Source organism: Paraburkholderia sp. JHI869, assembly GCF_038900775.1.
Classification (GTDB): domain Bacteria; phylum Pseudomonadota; class Gammaproteobacteria; order Burkholderiales; family Burkholderiaceae; genus Paraburkholderia.
This window is the reverse complement of record NZ_JAYMSC010000021.1, coordinates 31,132-47,054: the sequence shown is the minus strand read 5'-3', so window position 1 is coordinate 47,054 and position 15,923 is coordinate 31,132. Positions and strand designations below refer to the sequence as shown.

The following is a 15,923-nucleotide window of genomic DNA, read 5'->3' as shown; positions in this document are numbered from 1 at the left end:
CACTCAGAAGTTCTTGCGCAGATCCATGCCCTGATACATCGACGCGACGAGGTCGCCGTAGCCGTTGTACATGAGCGTCTTGCGCTTGGGCTGGAAGAAGCCGTCCTCGCCGATACGCCGCTCCGTGGCCTGGCTCCAGCGCGGGTGATCGACGTTCGGATTCACGTTCGAATAAAAGCCGTACTCGTTCGGCGCGTACTTGTTCCAGCTCGTGGGCGGCTGATTCGCGACGAAGCGGATCTTCACGAGCGACTTCGCGCTCTTGAAGCCGTACTTCCACGGCACCATCACGCGCACGGGCGCGCCGTTCTGGTTCGGCAGCACCTGCCCATAGAGGCCCACCGTGAGCAGTGTGAGCGGATTCATCGCCTCGTCCATGCGCAGGCCTTCGGAATACGGCCAGTCGAGGATCGGCTCGGCGAGGCCCGGCATCTGCGAGGGATCGGCGAGCGTGATGAACTGCACGTAGCGCGCGTTGCCTGTGGGCTGTGCGCGGCGAATCAGTTCGGAAAGCGAAATACCGATCCACGGCACGACAATCGACCAACCCTCCACGCAACGGTGGCGGCACACGCGCTCTTCGAGCGGCGCGAGCTTGAGGATCTCGTCGATGTCGTAGACCTTCGGGTTCTTCACCTCGCCCTCGACGCTCAGCTTCCACGGACGCGGCCGCAACGTGTGCGCGTTCTGAGCCGGATCGCCCTTGTCGGTGCCGAACTCGTAGAAGTTGTTATAGGTCGTGATGTCCTTGTAGGGCGTGACCTTGTCGAGCGCGACGAACTTCGTGTTCGTCTGCGCGGCGAGCTTCTGCGCCTTCGGGTCGCCGGGTGCGTATTCCGCCAGCGCCTGCGTTGCGCCGAACGGCCCCGCCATGCCGCCGAGCGCGAGCGCGCCCGCCGCCCGCAGAATGCGCCGACGCTGTTCGTACACCTTTTGCGGCGTGATTTCGCTCGCGGGGATGTCGTCACCGTTGAGCAAGATCCTGCTGCTCCGCTTGATCCACATATCGCTGCTCCTGCTTCTCGCGTGGCGTGCGCCGCCAGCACATTGATCGTATCCCGAGCCGTCCCGCCGTGCTGTGCACGACGTGGATCGACGGGATCGCCGATTGGATGACCTCAAGCGGGCAAACGCGCAATTCGCAGAAAACTTCCCGGCGGACGAAAAAAAACCGTCGGAGCGCGAGGCATCCGACGGTTAGTTCGTCTTGCGGGCCGATTCGGTTACAGCTTGCCGTAGCTATGCAGGCCCGAAAGGAACATGTTCACGCCAAGGAACGCGAAGGTCGTGACGAGCAGGCCCGTGAGCGCCCACCAGGCCGCCACGCCGCCACGCAGGCCCTTCATGAGGCGCATATGCAGCCAGGCCGCGTAGTTGAGCCACACGATCAGCGCCCAGGTTTCCTTCGGGTCCCAGCTCCAGTAGCCGCCCCAAGCCTGTGCGGCCCACAGCGCGCCGAGAATGGTCGCGATGGTGAAGAACGCGAAACCCACGGCGATCGACTTGTACATGACGTCGTCGAGCACCTCGAGCGCGGGCAGGCGGTCCGCCAGCACGCCGCGCTCCTTCATGATGTACGCCACGCCCACCATGGCCGAGAGCGCAAAGCTGCCGTAGCCGATGAAGTTCGCCGGCACGTGGATCTTCATCCACCAGCTTTGCAGCGCGGGCACGAGCGGCTGGATCTGCTGCGCGTCGCGCGAGATCGAGTACCACATCAGGAAGCCCACGGCCGCGCTGATCACGAGCAGCACGAAGGCGCCGAGCGCGCGCGTGTTGTAGTGCTTTTCGTAATACAGATAGAAGAGCGCGGTGATGAGGCTGAACAGCACGAACACTTCGTAGAGGTTCGAGATGGGAATGTGGCCGACGTCCGCGCCGATGAGGTAGGACTCGTACCAGCGCACCATCAGGCCGACGAAGCCCATGAGCACCGCCGCCCACGTGAGCTTCGAGCCGATCGAGCCGCCCGAGGGCGAGCGCGAGAGCAGGCCGATCCAGTAGAACAGCGTGGCGAGCACGAAGAGCGCGCTCATCCACAGGATGGCCGACTGGCTGGAGAGGAAATACTTGAGGAAGAAGGCCTGGTCGGCGCGCGCGAGGTCGCCCTGGTAGATCTGGATCGCGAAGAGCGCGAGCACCGCGATGCCGGCCATGAGCAGCCGTGCCGGCTTCCAGCGCCAGCCCAGCACGACGAGCGCCGGCGTCGTGCCGCAGAGCACCAGCTTGTCGTAGTAGTTCATGTGCGCGTGATAGCGCGAGAGCGCGAAGCCCGCGCCCGCCACGAGCGCCAGCGCGAACAGCCAGTCGACCACCGTCAGGCGGCGCAGGAGGGGGCGTTCGTCGAAGAGTGCTTCGGCAAGGGGATCATGCGCGTTCGCGGCGCCGTGCGCCACAACCGCGGCACGTTCGGCGCGGCGGGCCTTCGCGGAGGAGGAAACCTGAGACAAGTCCATGGGCTTACCGATGTTGATCGTGAGTGGCTGCAATCACGTGCGTGGATCAGGGCGCACGGTCCGTGCCGCTGCCGTTCGTATCGCCCGCATCGTTCGTGGTGCCGGTTTGCGGCGCCGCGCCTAGCGCACGGCCGACCGCGTCGCGGGTACGGGCGAACTCCTTCTCGAAGTCGAGGGTACGGCGGGCGGTCGACATCGCCATGATGACGTCGACGCCGTGGTCCTGACCATCCGGGCCTTTCCTGTCCTTCAGCCAGAACCACAGACGCCGCTCACGCACGTAGAACATCGAGAAGATGCCGAGCACGAGCAACAGGCTGCCAAGATACACGACTTTCTTGCCCGGCGCGCGCGTCAACTGAAATACCGAAGCTTGCACCTGCTTGAATGAATCGAGCTGTAGATAGACGGGAGATCCATACAGGAAGCTGTCGGATATCGCGTTGATCGAGTCCTGAACGAAGCGCGCGGCGTCGGCGTCGGGCTTCAGGTCGGGCTCGCCGGCCTGCTCGCGCGCGAGCTGCCAAAGGTCCCACGTCGCCCCCTCCAGCATGCGCAGCAGGAGGCTCGCGGCCTTTTCCTGCTGGTCCTTCGGCACCGACTTGTCGATGAACGCGGCGACGGCCTGGAAGCCGCCCGAGGCACCTGCGGCAACGCCCGCCTGGGGCGCATCCGAGCCCGAGAAAAGGGTCAGCACGCGCTCGGCGCTGTCTTCCAGATGCTGTTGCAACTCGCGGTTCGAAGCGGGGACCGAGCGCGCGGCGAAGCGCTTCGCCGCCTGCGCGCGCAATGCCGGGTCCTCGAAAGCCGCGCGCAGCATCATCCACTCCTTCGGCGTGCCGCCGGCGTCGGCGGGAATGCGCAGGTAACGGAACGGATCGTCGGGATTCTCGCGCATGCCCGCGAGGAACATGCGGTCGCCGCCGCCCACGTCCACGGGCAGCATGTAGTTGTTGTACTCGCGCGCCTGGCCGTCCTTGTCGCGCACCTTGTACTGCACCGATGGGCCGACGTTATGCAGGTCGAGCGGTTTCGAGCTCTTTGCGCCGGAGCCAAGGCGCTCGTCGAAAGCCTCCTTGAGAGACTGGTGCGCCACGCCGCGCGCGTCATTCGCACCGCTGCCGTTCGAGATGTTCTCGACGTTGATTGCGCGGAAGTCAGCAAATTCGATGGTCTGGCCGTCCATGCCCGGCACGGCCTGGCCCGCCGGCGCGGCGAGCGGCGCGGAATTGCCGATCGTGCCGCCGAACGGGAAGCTCTTCGTGCTTGCGCCCGACATGGGCCACGCCGTCATCGACATCTGCGAGCCGCCGTCCTGGAAGCTCGACTGGTAGATCGACACGCCGTCGTATTCGAACGGCTCGTTCACCTCGATGCGCGCCGGAATGCGCTGGCCCGTCTTGTGGTCGATCACGACGATGTCGCTCGCAAAGAGCTTGGGCATGCCGGTCGAGTAGTAATCGACGATGAACTTGTTGAGCTGGATGGAAAACGGCAGGTCCTGGATCAGCGAGCCATCGGGCTGGTTCAGGATCGCCGTGGAGACGAACTGCCCCTCGGGCACCCAGGCGTAGCCGCGGAAGGTCGGGTTCGACTGCGAGAGCCGGTGCTCGGGTGCAATGTCGTTGATGACGGCGTTGCTGCGGATGGGCGTCTTGTCGAAGAGCCACATCTGGAATTTGATCGGCAGATTGCTGTCGAGCAGTCCGCCCAGGCAGATGATCACGATCGCGAGGTGCGCGAAGATGTAGCCGATCTTCGTGAGCGCACCGCGCTTGGCGGCGATGAGCGTGGCACCCTCGCTTTCGCGCGTCACGAACCGGTAGCCCATGCGTCCCGCCAGCTTGCCGAGCATGGCGGCCGTTTGCTCGCGCGTGCCGCCCTCCACGGCGAACTCGCCCTTGTGATGGAACGCGCGCAGGCTGCCTTCGCGGACCTTGTCTTTCCAGCTCTTCATGTCCGCGAGCATCTTCGGCGCGTTGCGGGTCACGCACAACGAGACCGACACGACGAGAAAGCCGAGGATCGTCATGAACCACCACGCGCTGTAGACCGTGTAGAGGCTCAGCGAGCGGAAGATGTCGGCCCAGAAGGGACCGAACTGGTTGACGTAGTTCGGGTACGGGTCGTCCTGCGTGAGCACCGTGCCGATGATGCTGGCAATGGCGAGCACGACGAGCAGCGCAATCGCGAAGCGCATCGAACTGATCAGCTCGACGGCGCTTTTCACCGCCTTCTGTCGAACATTCAACTGCAAACCCTGCGTGGTGACGCTCATTCAGACTCCGCTTTTTCGCTCTTGCTGGCTTCTCGCCGATCCGGCGCTACAGCAAAAAAGGGTGCAGGCGCGCCGTCAGCGTGACGACGCCCTCACCCTTTTCTTGTTCTCCGGCCGTACAGTCGATCGCGATCAGCTGTTCGGCAAACCCACTGCCCTCAATGCAGACCGGCAGCGTAATCGGCGACGGCCTTGATCTCGTCGTCCGAGAGCCGGTGCGCGATGGTTCGCATCGGATCGTTGTTGTTACGCGTGCCCTGCTGGAACGCATTGAGCTGTGCAACGACATATTCCGACCATTGGCCCGAGAGGCGCGGATACTGGATCGGAATACCCTGGCCCGTGGGTCCGTGGCACGCTGCACAGGCCGGCACGCCCCGGTCGGCGATGCCGCCACGCCAGATCGACTGGCCGAACGTCACGGTCTTCGCGTCGCGCGCGTAGCCGGGCTTGGGTGTCTGCGACGAGAACCAGGCTGCGACGTTGATCATATCCTGGTCTGACAGCGCGGCAGCAAAGCCCGCCATGATGGGGTTCGCGCGCGCCGCCGGCTTGCCGCCGGGCTGCGGTTTGAAGTCCTTGAGTTGCTTGACGAGATAGTCGGCGTGCTGGCCGGCGAGCTTGGGATACGCGCCGCCGGTGCTGTTGCCGTCCGCCGCGTGGCAGGCCGCGCACACCTGCGCGGCAATGGCTTGCCCCCGGGCGACGTCGGGCTTGGCCGGCGTTCCCTGATCCGCCGCACTTGCCTGTCCCGCCATCATGAATAAACCTGCTGTAAGACCTGACGCTATCGCACTCTCGAACACCTTCAAGCACTTGCCCAGTCGATTCATTCGCGCACCTTGTTTCGTCTTGTGGGAATCAGGTTCTGCAATGGACGACAGCGACCGATCTACCTCGAAAGGCCCGCGCTGGCCTAACTGGTATTCAGTAAACCATCGCATTGTACAATAGCGCGCAAGGCGCCACGGCGCCAGTCGGGCCTGCCCCCGATATCCCAGAATCCATCCCGGGCGCGTCCGGGCCCGGCGGCCCACCCGCCGCGTTGTTTCACATTGTGGTCCTTTCCGATGGCCTTCCTGCTGCACCAAGCCCGCTTCTTCACGACGGTGAACCATCTGCGCGACCTGCCCGCCACGGCGCGGCCCGAGGTCGCGTTCGCCGGCCGTTCGAACGCCGGCAAGTCCACCGCCATCAACCTGCTGTGCAACCAGAAACGGCTCGCCTTCGCCTCGAAGACGCCTGGCCGCACCCAGCATATCAACTACTTTTCCGTCGGCCCCGCAGACGAACCAGCGGGCTATCTCGTCGACCTGCCCGGCTACGGCTACGCTGAAGTGCCGGCAGCCGCCAAGGCGCACTGGGAGCAACTGCTTTCGCTCTATCTGCAAACGCGCGCGCAGCTCTCGGGCCTCATCCTGATGATGGACGCCCGCCGCCCGCTCACCGACCTCGATCGCCGCATGGTCGAATGGTTTGCGCCGACGGGCAAGCCGATCCACGCACTCCTCACGAAGTGCGACAAATTGACGCGTCAGGAAAGCGTGCTCGCGCTGCGCGCGACGAACAAGGCGTTCGACGAGTACAGCAAGCAAGGCTATGAAGGCAAGCTCAGCGCGCAGCTCTTTTCGGCGCTCAAGCGCGTGGGGCTCGACGAGGCGCACGCCGTGATCGAGAGCTGGATCGTGCCGAAGGAATCCGTCGGCGAGACCGGCGCGCAAGCGGAATAACACCGCTCGGGCCAGTCGCTTCAGACAGGCCCTCAGTCGCCGGTAAGCCCGTACAGTCAGGCTTTTTCACGCACTTTCATCAGACCTTTTCGCAAGGGCGGCGCGGCATTCGCCGCGCTATGTGCGTTACCGCACACAGGCCACTTCCCAGCCAGCCGCAAGCGCCCTTTCGGCTCTGAGCCGCAGGGCCCGCTACGGCGTTTCCGGCGCACATAAAAAAACCCGCCGTGATTTCCGGCGGGTTAAACAGCCTTATCGAAAAACGACAGGCACCCGCTCAGGGAGGAGAAGCGGGGAGCTCGGCGCCAGGCGCCTCGCTCGATCGGTATGATATACCATTGTCCCGAAAAGTTTCCTGCGCTCCCGGGACCCATCCCGTTTCAAGATATCCGCCGACATGAGCTTCTATCCGCATCATCGTCCGCGCCGCATGCGACGTGACGATTTCTCGCGCCGTCTGATGCGCGAAAACCTCCTCACCACGAACGACTTGATCTACCCCGTATTCGTCATCGCGGGCAACAACGTGCGCGAAGCCGTGCCGTCGATGCCCGGCGTCGAACGCGTGTCGATCGATCTGCTGATGGGCGTCGCCGAACAGTGCGTCGAACTCGGCATTCCGGTGCTTTCGCTCTTCCCCGTCGTCGATCCGGCGCTCAAGACGCCCGATGGCATCGAGGCGACGAACCCCGACGGCGTGATTCCGCGCGCCGTGCGTGAGCTGAAGAAGCGCTTCCCCGACCTCGGCGTGCTGTGCGACGTCGCGCTCGACCCGTACACGAGCCACGGCCAGGACGGCGTGCTCGACGAGAACGGCTACGTCATCAACGACGAGACCATCGAGATCCTCGTTGCGCAGGCGCGCGCGCAGGCGGAAGCGGGTGTCGATATCGTCGCGCCCTCGGACATGATGGACGGCCGCATCGGTGCGATCCGCGAGATGCTCGAAAGCGAGAATCACATCCACACGCGCATCATGGCGTACTCGGCCAAGTACGCTTCGGCGTTCTACGGTCCGTTCCGCGATGCTGTGGGTTCGGCGTCGAATCTGGGCAAGAGCAACAAGATGACCTACCAGATGGACCCGTCCAACTCCGACGAAGCGCTGCGTGAAGTGCGCCTCGACATCGAGGAAGGCGCCGACATGGTGATGGTGAAGCCCGGCATGCCGTACCTCGACATCGTGCGCCGCGTGAAAGACGAATTCCGCTTCCCGACCTACGTGTACCAGGTGAGTGGCGAATACGCCATGCTGAAGGCCGCCGCGCAGAATGGCTGGCTCGATCACGACAAGGTGATGATGGAGTCGCTGCTCGCGTTCAAGCGCGCGGGCGCCGACGGCATCCTCACGTATTTCGCGCTCGACGCCGCGCGTTTGTTGCGCGCGCAGAAGTAAGCGCTGGGCACAGCGTATGAAAAAAGGCACGTCTGCGGACGTGCCTTTTTGTTTTTAGGCCGATGGCGCTGCCTGCTTCTGCGGCGCCGGTGCCGTCAAGCGATCGAGGCGCGCGAGGAACCGGTCGGCATTCTCGTAGCCGACCACGCGCAGCACTTCGTGACCCTGCGTATCAAAGAAGATAATGCCCGGCGGCCCGAAGAGGCCAAAGCGCTTGAGCAGCGCCTGGTCGTCCGAATTGTTGGCGGTCACGTCGGCGCGCAGCAGCCCCAGTTCCGCGAGACGTGCCTGCACGCGCGGGTCGCTGAACGTGAACTTCTCCATCTCCTTGCAACTCACGCACCAGTCGGCGTAGAAGTCGAGCATCGACGGCTTGCCCGCAGTCTTCAGCGCTGCGTCGAGTTGCGCCGGCGAGCGTACGGGCGCGAAGACCAGCGCATTCGCTTCGCCGGCGCCGGGGGACTGCGCTGGGCCTGTCGCGGCAACATCGCTCGAGCCACCCACGCGCGCGGCAAGCACCGCAAGCGGACGCAGTGGATCGGTCGAACCTGCCGCCAGACCGACGATCAGCGTCGCGGCCCAGATCGCGAACGCCGCGCCAAGACCACGCCCGAGGCGCCGCCAGACGTTGGCCGCGCCCGCATTCGGCGTGAACAGCCCGAGCGCTGCGGCCGCGAGCAGCAGCCAGAGGGCGGCCAGCAGCATCTGCGCGGTCGCACCAAGGACCGGCCAGACGATCCACAGCGCGGCCGCCAGCAGCACGACGCCGAAGAACACCTTCACGCCATCCATCCACGTGCCCGCGCGCGGCAGCAGCGAGCCCGCGCCGAGGCCGAGGATCATCAGCGGCACGCCAAGCCCCAAACCCATCGCAAAGAGCGCCGCGCCGCCCAGCACGGCGTTGCCCGTGTGCGCGATGAAGGCGAGCACCGCGAAGAGCGGCGCGGTCATGCAGGCGCCCACCACGAGCGCGGAAAGCGCGCCCATCACGGCGACTGCGGCGTATTTACCGCCGGAACGGCCCTGCGTGGCACGCGAGGCGCCGTCCTGCCAGGGCTGCGGCAGCGCGATGTCGTAACCCGCGATGAGCATGACGGCGAACGCCGTGAGGAGCACAGCGAACACGCCCAGCACCCACGGGTTCTGCAGCCACGCGCCAAGGCTCTGGCCGACCAGCGCAGCAGCAATGCCCAGCACCGTGTAGACGAGCGCCATGCCGAGCACGTAGACGAACGAGAGGGCGAAGCCGCGCGAACGCGTCACACGGGCGCCCTCACCGACGATGATCGCCGAGAGGATCGGGATCATCGGGTACGAGCAGGGCAAGAGGCTGAGCACCATGCCGGCCACGAAATACAGGCCGACCACGGCAAAAAAGCCGCCGCCTTGCAGCAGCGATTGCGCGTAGTCGGCACTCGTGGCGCGCTCGTACCAGGGCTCTTCGGCGCCGCCAGTTGCGGGCGCTGCGCTTATTGCGTTCGTTGCGTTCGTTTGCGGCGCGGGCGTCGCGCTTGCGTCGCCTGGCACCGCGCTCTGGCCGGCAGTCGGGGCCTGTAAAGCCGCACCGCTCACGTGATACACGTGCTCCGCGGGCGGATAACAGATGCCCGCATCGGCGCAGCCCTGCGATGTCACCGCGAGATCGAACGCTCCGCTCGCCTTCTGCACCGGCACGCGGATCGTCAGCTCGCCTCGATAGGTTTCGACATTCTTCTGGAAGGTCGGATCGAACTTGACGTGGCCGGGCGGAATTTGCGCCTCGCCCAGTTGCGCCGTACCGTTGCGCGCGGCGAAGGCGAAGCGCTCGCGGTACATGTAGTAGCCGTCGGCGATCTTGAAGTGCACGTCGATCATGCCCGGCGCTTCGCTCGCGCTGAAGGTGAAGGCCTGGTCGGGCGGCAGGAAATCGTCGTCGGCAGCGTGCGCGAGCGAGGCGCCAAACAGCAGCGGCAACAGGCAGCAGACGAGCAAGAGGAAGCCGGACAGCGATGCGTATGGCGCGGCGCGCGAGCGCCGATCGAAGCGGTTAGACATGAAGAGTGCGCTGAGTCTCGGCATTGACCCATTGCCCGTAGGCGTTCGACGCCGTGGCTTGCCACGAGAGAATCTCGGGCGTTTCGTAGGGATGCTGGGTCTGGATGAACTGTTCGAGCTCGGCCGCGCGGGCGAGACTCGTCTTGAAGAGCAGCTGAATCTCGTCGCCTGACTCGATGTTGCCTTGCCAGTGATACTGCGAGTGCACGGCGCCTAGGCGCGTCACGCACGCAGCGAGACGCTGCGCGAGCGCCCCGGAGGCGAGCTTTTCGGCGGCGGCCTCGTCGGGCACCGTGGTCAGCATCAAGGTCACATTGAGGGTCACGACGAACTCCGGCGTAACGCCCGCGCGCGGCGGCGCAAGCGGGCTTTGAGGCAGAACGTTATCGTACCATCGGCACCGATTGCCCTCTCTCGGGTGCCGTGTGGCAAAAAGGGCTGCGACCGGTAAACGCCGTTACGCCCACTTTAATCCACGCCCCAAAACAAAAAAGCCAGGCTAAGCCTGGCTTTTTCGCGTGCCGCTCAATCCGGGGATCAAGCGACTGAAAGCTTATTCCGCTTCCTGGATGTTCTCTTCCGCGACTTCCGGACGGTCGAGCAGTTCGACCAGTGCCATCGGTGCGTTGTCGCCAACACGGAAACCGAACTTCAGGATACGCAGGTAGCCACCCGGACGGTTCGCGAAACGCGGACCGAGCACGTCGAACAGCTTCGTGACCGAGTCACGATCGCGCAGGCGGTTGAACGCCAGACGACGGTTTGCGAGCGACGGCTTCTTGCCCAGCGTGATGAGGGGCTCGACAACCTTACGGAGTTCCTTCGCCTTCGGCAGCGTCGTCTTGATGACTTCGTGCTCGATGAGCGAGTTGGACATGTTACGGAGCATTGCCAGACGGTGGCTGCTCGTGCGGTTCAGTTTCCGCAGACCATGACGGTGACGCATTTCAATTTCCTTGAAACAAAGTTTTGGTCCAGCTCTTCTATCGCTTCGCGGGTTTTGCAACCCCGACCGAAGCACGGGCCGGTACGTGAAAAAGGCAAGACGCGGATTCTAAAGGAAAATCCGCGTCCGTGCCAGACTTCTTACTTGTCGAGACCAGCCGGCGGCCAGTTTTCGAGCTTCATGCCGAGCGTGAGACCGCGCGAAGCGAGCACTTCCTTGATCTCGTTGAGCGACTTGCGACCCAGGTTCGGGGTCTTGAGCAGCTCGTTCTCGGTGCGCTGGATCAGATCGCCGATGTAGTAGATGTTCTCGGCCTTCAGGCAGTTCGCCGAGCGAACCGTGAGTTCGAGATCGTCCACCGGACGCAGCAGGATCGGGTCGATCTGCGGTGCGCGCGAAGGCGCTTCCGCGGCCGTTTCCGTGCCTTCCAGAGCCGCGAACACCGACAGTTGATCCACGAGGATGCGCGCCGACTGGCGGATCGCTTCCTCAGGCGAGATCACGCCGTTGGTTTCGATGTTCATCACGAGCTTGTCGAGGTCGGTACGCTGTTCGACACGCGCGCTTTCAACGGCGTAGCTCACGCGGCGAACCGGCGAGAACGATGCGTCCAGCACGATGCGGCCGATGATCTTGGCCGACTCGTCGCCGTAACGGCGCACGTTGCCCGGCACATAGCCACGGCCCTTCTCGATCTTGATCTGCACGTCGAGCTTGCCGCCCTTCGTCAGATGCGCAACCACGTGATCCGGGTTGATGACTTCGCAGTCGTGCGACAGTTCGATGTCGCCAGCGGTGACAACGCCTTCGCCTTCCTTGCGCAGCGTAACCGTCACTTCGTCACGGTTATGCAGCTTGAAAACCACACCCTTCAGGTTCAGCAGCAGGTTGACCACATCCTCTTGCACACCATCGAGCGTCGAGTATTCGTGCACGACGCCTGCGATCGTCACTTCGGTCGGCGCGTAGCCCACCATCGACGACAGCAGCACGCGCCGGAGCGCGTTACCCAAGGTGTGGCCATAACCGCGTTCGAACGGCTCCATGACCACTTTCGCGTGGTTGTCGCCGAGCGATTCCACAGCGATGATCTTGGGTTTCAACAAACTGGTTTGCATAGGTTTTCCTTTTCAATACCCTCGGCTCGTTACACCGATAAGGCTGAGATGGCAACAACCTGAAAAAAACGGCCGAGGCCGCCTCCTGCGCGAAGCACAGAGGTTACCCCGGCCGTCAATCCGATTACCGCGAATACAATTCGACGATCAGGCTTTCGTTGATGTCGCCAGCGATGTCGCTGCGCTCAGGCATGCCCTTGAACGTGCCTTCGAACTTCTTCGCGTCGACCGACACCCAGCTCGCCATGCCGCCTTGCTCTGCGAGCGAGAGGGCTTCGACGATACGCGCCTGCTTCTTCGCCTTTTCGCGAATCGCGACGACGTCGCCAGCCTTCACTTGCATCGACGGGATGTTCGCGACGACGCCGTTCAGCGTGAGAGCCTTGTGGCCCACGAGCTGGCGCGCTTCAGCGCGGGTCGATGCGAAGCCCATGCGGTACACGACGTTGTCGAGACGCGATTCGAGCAGTTGCAGCAGGTTTTCGCCGGTGTTGCCCTTGATACGGTCAGCTTCAGCGAAGTAGCGGCGGAACTGGCGCTCGAGCACGCCGTAGATACGCTTCACTTTCTGCTTTTCGCGAAGCTGCGTGCCGTAGTCGGACGTACGGGCGCCCGAGGTGCGGCCGTGCTGACCCGGCTTGCTGTCGAGCTTGCACTTGTCGGCGAGCGAGCGGCGTGCGCTCTTCAGGAAGAGGTCGGTGCCTTCACGGCGGGACAGCTTGGCCTTCGGGCCGATATAACGTGCCACGTTGCTTTCCTTCGATAATTAATCACGCAAAACCTAAGTCGATTTCGCGCTAGTCCGGCCCTTTGGACCGAACGGTGGGCTTAGTCAATTCAATAACGCCGAGAGCCTGGGTCGCCGTTTCCGGCGGCTCAGGCGTTCGGCTAAAACGACGCCTTAGATACGGCGGCGCTTCGGCGGACGGCAGCCGTTGTGCGGGACCGGCGTAACGTCGGAGATCGCGGTGATCTTGATGCCAAGACCATGCAGCGCGCGCACCGCCGATTCGCGACCCGGGCCGGGGCCCTTGATACGCACTTCGAGGTTCTTGACGCCGTATTCCATTGCAACACGGCCAGCCGATTCAGCTGCGACCTGAGCTGCGAAGGGCGTCGATTTACGCGAACCCTTGAAGCCCTGACCGCCCGACGTTGCCCAGGCAAGCGCGTTGCCTTGACGGTCGGTGATCGTGATGATCGTGTTGTTGAACGACGCGTGAACGTGAACCACGCCCTCGGCGACGTTCTTCTTAACCTTCTTGCGAACGCGTTGCGCCGCGGAGTTGTTCGAAGCCTTAGCCATTACGTTTTCCTGTAACTTTCAGTTCCGCTTACTTCTTCAGCGACTGTGCTGCGCGGCGCGGACCCTTACGCGTACGTGCGTTGGTACGCGTACGCTGGCCACGCAGGGGCAGGCCCTTGCGATGGCGCACGCCGCGGTAGCAGCCGAGGTCCATCAGGCGCTTGATGTTCATCGTCACTTCACGGCGGAGATCGCCTTCGACGACAAACTTGCCCACTTCCTCACGCAGCTTTTCCAGATCCGCGTCGTTCAGGTCCTTGACCTTCTTGTTGAACGGCACACCGGCGGACACGCAGATGTTGCGCGAACGCGTGCGGCCAACACCAAAAATTGCCGTCAGGCCGATTTCGGTGTGCTGGTGGTTCGGGATGTTAACCCCTGCAATACGAGCCATTGTTTTTCCTCAAACAAAAAGCGCAAGCGCGCTAATCAGCCTTGGCGCTGCTTGTGGCGCGGGTCCGAGCTGCAGATCACGCGAACGACGCCGTTGCGCTTGATGATTTTGCAGTTACGGCAAATGCGCTTTACCGAAGCCATCACTTTCATGATATTACCCTTTTTCCTAAATCACTTCGCCCGGAACACGATCCGCGCACGCGACAGATCGTAAGGCGTCAACTCAACCGTCACCTTGTCGCCCGGGAGAATGCGGATGTAGTGCATCCGCATCTTTCCGGAAATATGTCCCAGAACGACATGGCCGTTTTCCAGCTTCACCCGGAAGGTCGCGTTGGGGAGGTTTTCGATCACCTCGCCTTGCATCTGGATTACATCGTCTTTGGCCATAGGTCCTTTTAACGCATCGGGACGCCGCCGCCCTTGAAGTTGGCCTTCTTGAGCAGCGATTCATATTGTTGCGACATCACGTACGACTGCACCTGCGCCATGAAGTCCATTGTGACGACGACAATGATCAGCAGCGACGTTCCACCAAAATAAAACGGCACATTCCAGCGCAGCACCAAAAACTCCGGCAGCAGGCAAACGAACACGATATAGATCGCACCGGCCAGCGTCAGACGCGTGAGGATGCGGTCGATATAGCGTGCCGTCTGATCGCCCGGGCGGATGCCAGGAACGAACGCGCCACTCTTTTTCAGGTTGTCGGCCGTTTCCCTGCTGTTGAACACCAGTGCGGTGTAGAAGAAGCAGAAGAACACGATCGCCAACGCGTACAGCAACACGTACACGGGCTGGCCAGGCTTGAGGGCTTCGGCCACGTTGTGCAGCGTGTCCGCAAACCAGCCGGTTCGCGAACCCGAACTGAACCAGTTCAGGATGGTTGCCGGGAACAGGATGATCGACGACGCGAAGATCGGCGGAATCACACCCGACATGTTCAGCTTGAGCGGCAGGTGGGACGACTGCCCGCCGTAAATCTTGTTACCGACCTGGCGCTTCGCATAGTTCACGAGGATCTTGCGCTGGCCGCGTTCAATGAACACCACCAGGTACGTCACGGCTGCGATCAGAACGACCACGATGATCGCCGAGATGATGCTCATCGAGCCGGTGCGAACCAGTTCGAAAAGCCCACCGAGCGCATTCGGGAAGCCTGCCGCGATCCCGCCGAAGATGATGATCGAGATACCGTTGCCAAGCCCGCGTTCCGTGATCTGCTCACCAAGCCACATCAGGAACATCGTGCCCGTTACGAGCGTCACGACCGTCGTCAAGCGGAACACCATGCCCGGATCGATCACGAGGCCGGGCTGGTTTTCCAGCGCGACCGCGATGCCGAACGCCTGAAACGTCGCCAGCACCACCGTGAAGATCCGCGTGTACTGCGTGATCTTGCGTTGCCCAGCCTGTCCTTCTTTCTTCAGCGCTTCCAGCTGCGGCGAGACAATCGCCATCAGCTGCAGGATGATCGACGCCGAAATATACGGCATCACACCCAGCGCGAAGATCGTGAACCGCGACAGTGCGCCACCCGAGAACATGTTGAACATGCCAAGGATGCCGCCCGACTGGCTCTGGAAGAGCTTCGCCAGTTGGTCCGGATCGATACCCGGAACCGGAATATGCGCGCCGATACGATAAACGACCAACGCCAGCAGCAGGAACACTGCACGCCGACGCAGGTCGCCGAACTTCGGAGCGCTGCGACCGGTTTTTGCGAGACTCGGGCTGTTAGCCAAGTAGCTTCTCCGATGCAGATGCTAGTGACGGCGGGCAAGCCCGCACGCACCACTCACAATCACTCGGCAAAAGAACCGCCTGCTGCTTCAATCGCAGCACGCGCATTCTTCGTCGCACCCAGACCCTTCACGACGACCTTACGCTTGATCTCGCCGGTAGCGATGATCTTCGCGCTCTTGGTCAGTTCGCCCACGAGGCCTGCCTGCTTGAGAGCCAGCAGATCGATTTCGTCGACCGGCAGCTTCTCGATGTCGGCGAGGCGCACTTCACCGACGAATTCCTTCGTCAGCGAGGTGAAGCCGCGCTTCGGCAGACGACGCTGCAGCGGCATTTGACCGCCTTCGAAGCCAACCTTGTGGAAGCCGCCCGAACGCGATTTCTGACCCTTGTGACCACGGCCAGCGGTCTTGCCGAGGCCAGAGCCGATGCCGCGACCGACGCGACGCTTAGCGTGCTTCGCGCCTTCTGCCGGCTTCAGGTTATTCAATTCCATTTCAAACTCCTGGAGTCTTTGGTC

The 15,923-nt window shown here is 63.0% G+C and carries 17 protein-coding genes; 2 read left to right on the top strand and 15 right to left on the bottom strand.

Annotated elements, in window-relative coordinates; genetic code table 11:
• Window positions 1-3: 3 nt before the first annotated feature.
• The 4 genes from msrP to VSR72_RS29220 all read right to left on the bottom strand — a co-directional run bounded on the left by msrP (window position 4) and on the right by VSR72_RS29220 (window position 5,567).
• Window positions 4-1,005 carry a protein-methionine-sulfoxide reductase catalytic subunit MsrP gene (msrP, locus tag VSR72_RS29235; protein WP_342955771.1) on the bottom strand — a complete coding sequence of 334 codons (1,002 nt, stop codon included), beginning with the start codon at window positions 1,003-1,005 and terminating at the stop codon, window positions 4-6.
• Window positions 1,006-1,223: 218 nt separating this feature from the next.
• Entirely contained in the window at window positions 1,224-2,456 is a 1,233-nt protein-coding gene (ccsB, locus tag VSR72_RS29230; protein WP_342955770.1) for a c-type cytochrome biogenesis protein CcsB, read from the bottom strand.
• A 46-nt stretch (window positions 2,457-2,502) separates the two neighbouring features.
• Window positions 2,503-4,734 carry a cytochrome c biogenesis protein ResB gene (locus VSR72_RS29225; protein WP_342955769.1) on the bottom strand — a complete coding sequence of 744 codons (2,232 nt, stop codon included), beginning with the start codon at window positions 4,732-4,734 and terminating at the stop codon, window positions 2,503-2,505.
• Window positions 4,735-4,892: 158 nt separating this feature from the next.
• Window positions 4,893-5,567 carry a c-type cytochrome gene (locus tag VSR72_RS29220; RefSeq protein ID WP_342955768.1) on the bottom strand — a complete coding sequence of 225 codons (675 nt, stop codon included), beginning with the start codon at window positions 5,565-5,567 and terminating at the stop codon, window positions 4,893-4,895.
• A 237-nt stretch (window positions 5,568-5,804) separates the two neighbouring features.
• Between VSR72_RS29220 and yihA the strand changes: the two genes are divergently transcribed.
• Window positions 5,805-6,464, top strand: a complete 660-nt coding sequence (yihA, locus tag VSR72_RS29215; RefSeq protein WP_342955767.1) for a ribosome biogenesis GTP-binding protein YihA/YsxC — start codon at window positions 5,805-5,807, stop codon at window positions 6,462-6,464.
• Between the two features lie 397 nt (window positions 6,465-6,861).
• Complete coding sequence (gene hemB, locus VSR72_RS29210) at window positions 6,862-7,860, top strand: porphobilinogen synthase (RefSeq protein ID WP_342955766.1); 999 nt, start codon at window positions 6,862-6,864, stop codon at window positions 7,858-7,860.
• A 54-nt stretch (window positions 7,861-7,914) separates the two neighbouring features.
• On the opposite strand, the gene dsbD is transcribed toward hemB, so the two are convergent.
• The 11 genes from dsbD to rplO form a co-directional block, all read right to left on the bottom strand.
• Window positions 7,915-9,894 carry a protein-disulfide reductase DsbD gene (gene dsbD, locus VSR72_RS29205; protein ID WP_342955765.1) on the bottom strand — a complete coding sequence of 660 codons (1,980 nt, stop codon included), beginning with the start codon at window positions 9,892-9,894 and terminating at the stop codon, window positions 7,915-7,917.
• Entirely contained in the window at window positions 9,887-10,198 is a 312-nt protein-coding gene (gene cutA / locus VSR72_RS29200; protein ID WP_342955861.1) for a divalent-cation tolerance protein CutA, read from the bottom strand. The genes dsbD and cutA overlap by 8 nt, the downstream gene beginning before the upstream one ends.
• 249 nt (window positions 10,199-10,447) lie before the next feature.
• Entirely contained in the window at window positions 10,448-10,840 is a 393-nt protein-coding gene (gene rplQ / locus VSR72_RS29195; protein ID WP_028206528.1) for a 50S ribosomal protein L17, read from the bottom strand.
• Between the two features lie 140 nt (window positions 10,841-10,980).
• Window positions 10,981-11,958 (bottom strand): DNA-directed RNA polymerase subunit alpha, encoded by a 978-nt coding sequence (rpoA, locus tag VSR72_RS29190; RefSeq protein ID WP_254337073.1) that lies wholly within the window; start codon window positions 11,956-11,958, stop codon window positions 10,981-10,983.
• A gap of 124 nt (window positions 11,959-12,082) precedes the next feature.
• Window positions 12,083-12,706 (bottom strand): 30S ribosomal protein S4, encoded by a 624-nt coding sequence (rpsD, locus tag VSR72_RS29185; protein ID WP_342955764.1) that lies wholly within the window; start codon window positions 12,704-12,706, stop codon window positions 12,083-12,085.
• A gap of 153 nt (window positions 12,707-12,859) precedes the next feature.
• Window positions 12,860-13,264 (bottom strand): 30S ribosomal protein S11, encoded by a 405-nt coding sequence (gene rpsK / locus VSR72_RS29180; protein WP_006052224.1) that lies wholly within the window; start codon window positions 13,262-13,264, stop codon window positions 12,860-12,862.
• Between the two features lie 28 nt (window positions 13,265-13,292).
• Entirely contained in the window at window positions 13,293-13,658 is a 366-nt protein-coding gene (gene rpsM, locus VSR72_RS29175; protein ID WP_028206525.1) for a 30S ribosomal protein S13, read from the bottom strand.
• A 35-nt stretch (window positions 13,659-13,693) separates the two neighbouring features.
• On the bottom strand, window positions 13,694-13,810 hold the full coding sequence (gene rpmJ, locus VSR72_RS29170; protein ID WP_027819338.1) for a 50S ribosomal protein L36: 117 nt from the start codon (window positions 13,808-13,810) through the stop codon (window positions 13,694-13,696).
• Window positions 13,811-13,831: 21 nt separating this feature from the next.
• Window positions 13,832-14,050 carry a translation initiation factor IF-1 gene (gene infA, locus VSR72_RS29165; RefSeq protein ID WP_004521905.1) on the bottom strand — a complete coding sequence of 73 codons (219 nt, stop codon included), beginning with the start codon at window positions 14,048-14,050 and terminating at the stop codon, window positions 13,832-13,834.
• An 8-nt stretch (window positions 14,051-14,058) separates the two neighbouring features.
• Window positions 14,059-15,405, bottom strand: coding sequence for a preprotein translocase subunit SecY (secY, locus tag VSR72_RS29160; RefSeq protein ID WP_028206524.1), 1,347 nt, complete (start codon window positions 15,403-15,405; stop codon window positions 14,059-14,061).
• A 59-nt stretch (window positions 15,406-15,464) separates the two neighbouring features.
• Window positions 15,465-15,899, bottom strand: coding sequence for a 50S ribosomal protein L15 (gene rplO / locus VSR72_RS29155; RefSeq protein WP_027797298.1), 435 nt, complete (start codon window positions 15,897-15,899; stop codon window positions 15,465-15,467).
• Window positions 15,900-15,923: the final 24 nt, after the last annotated feature.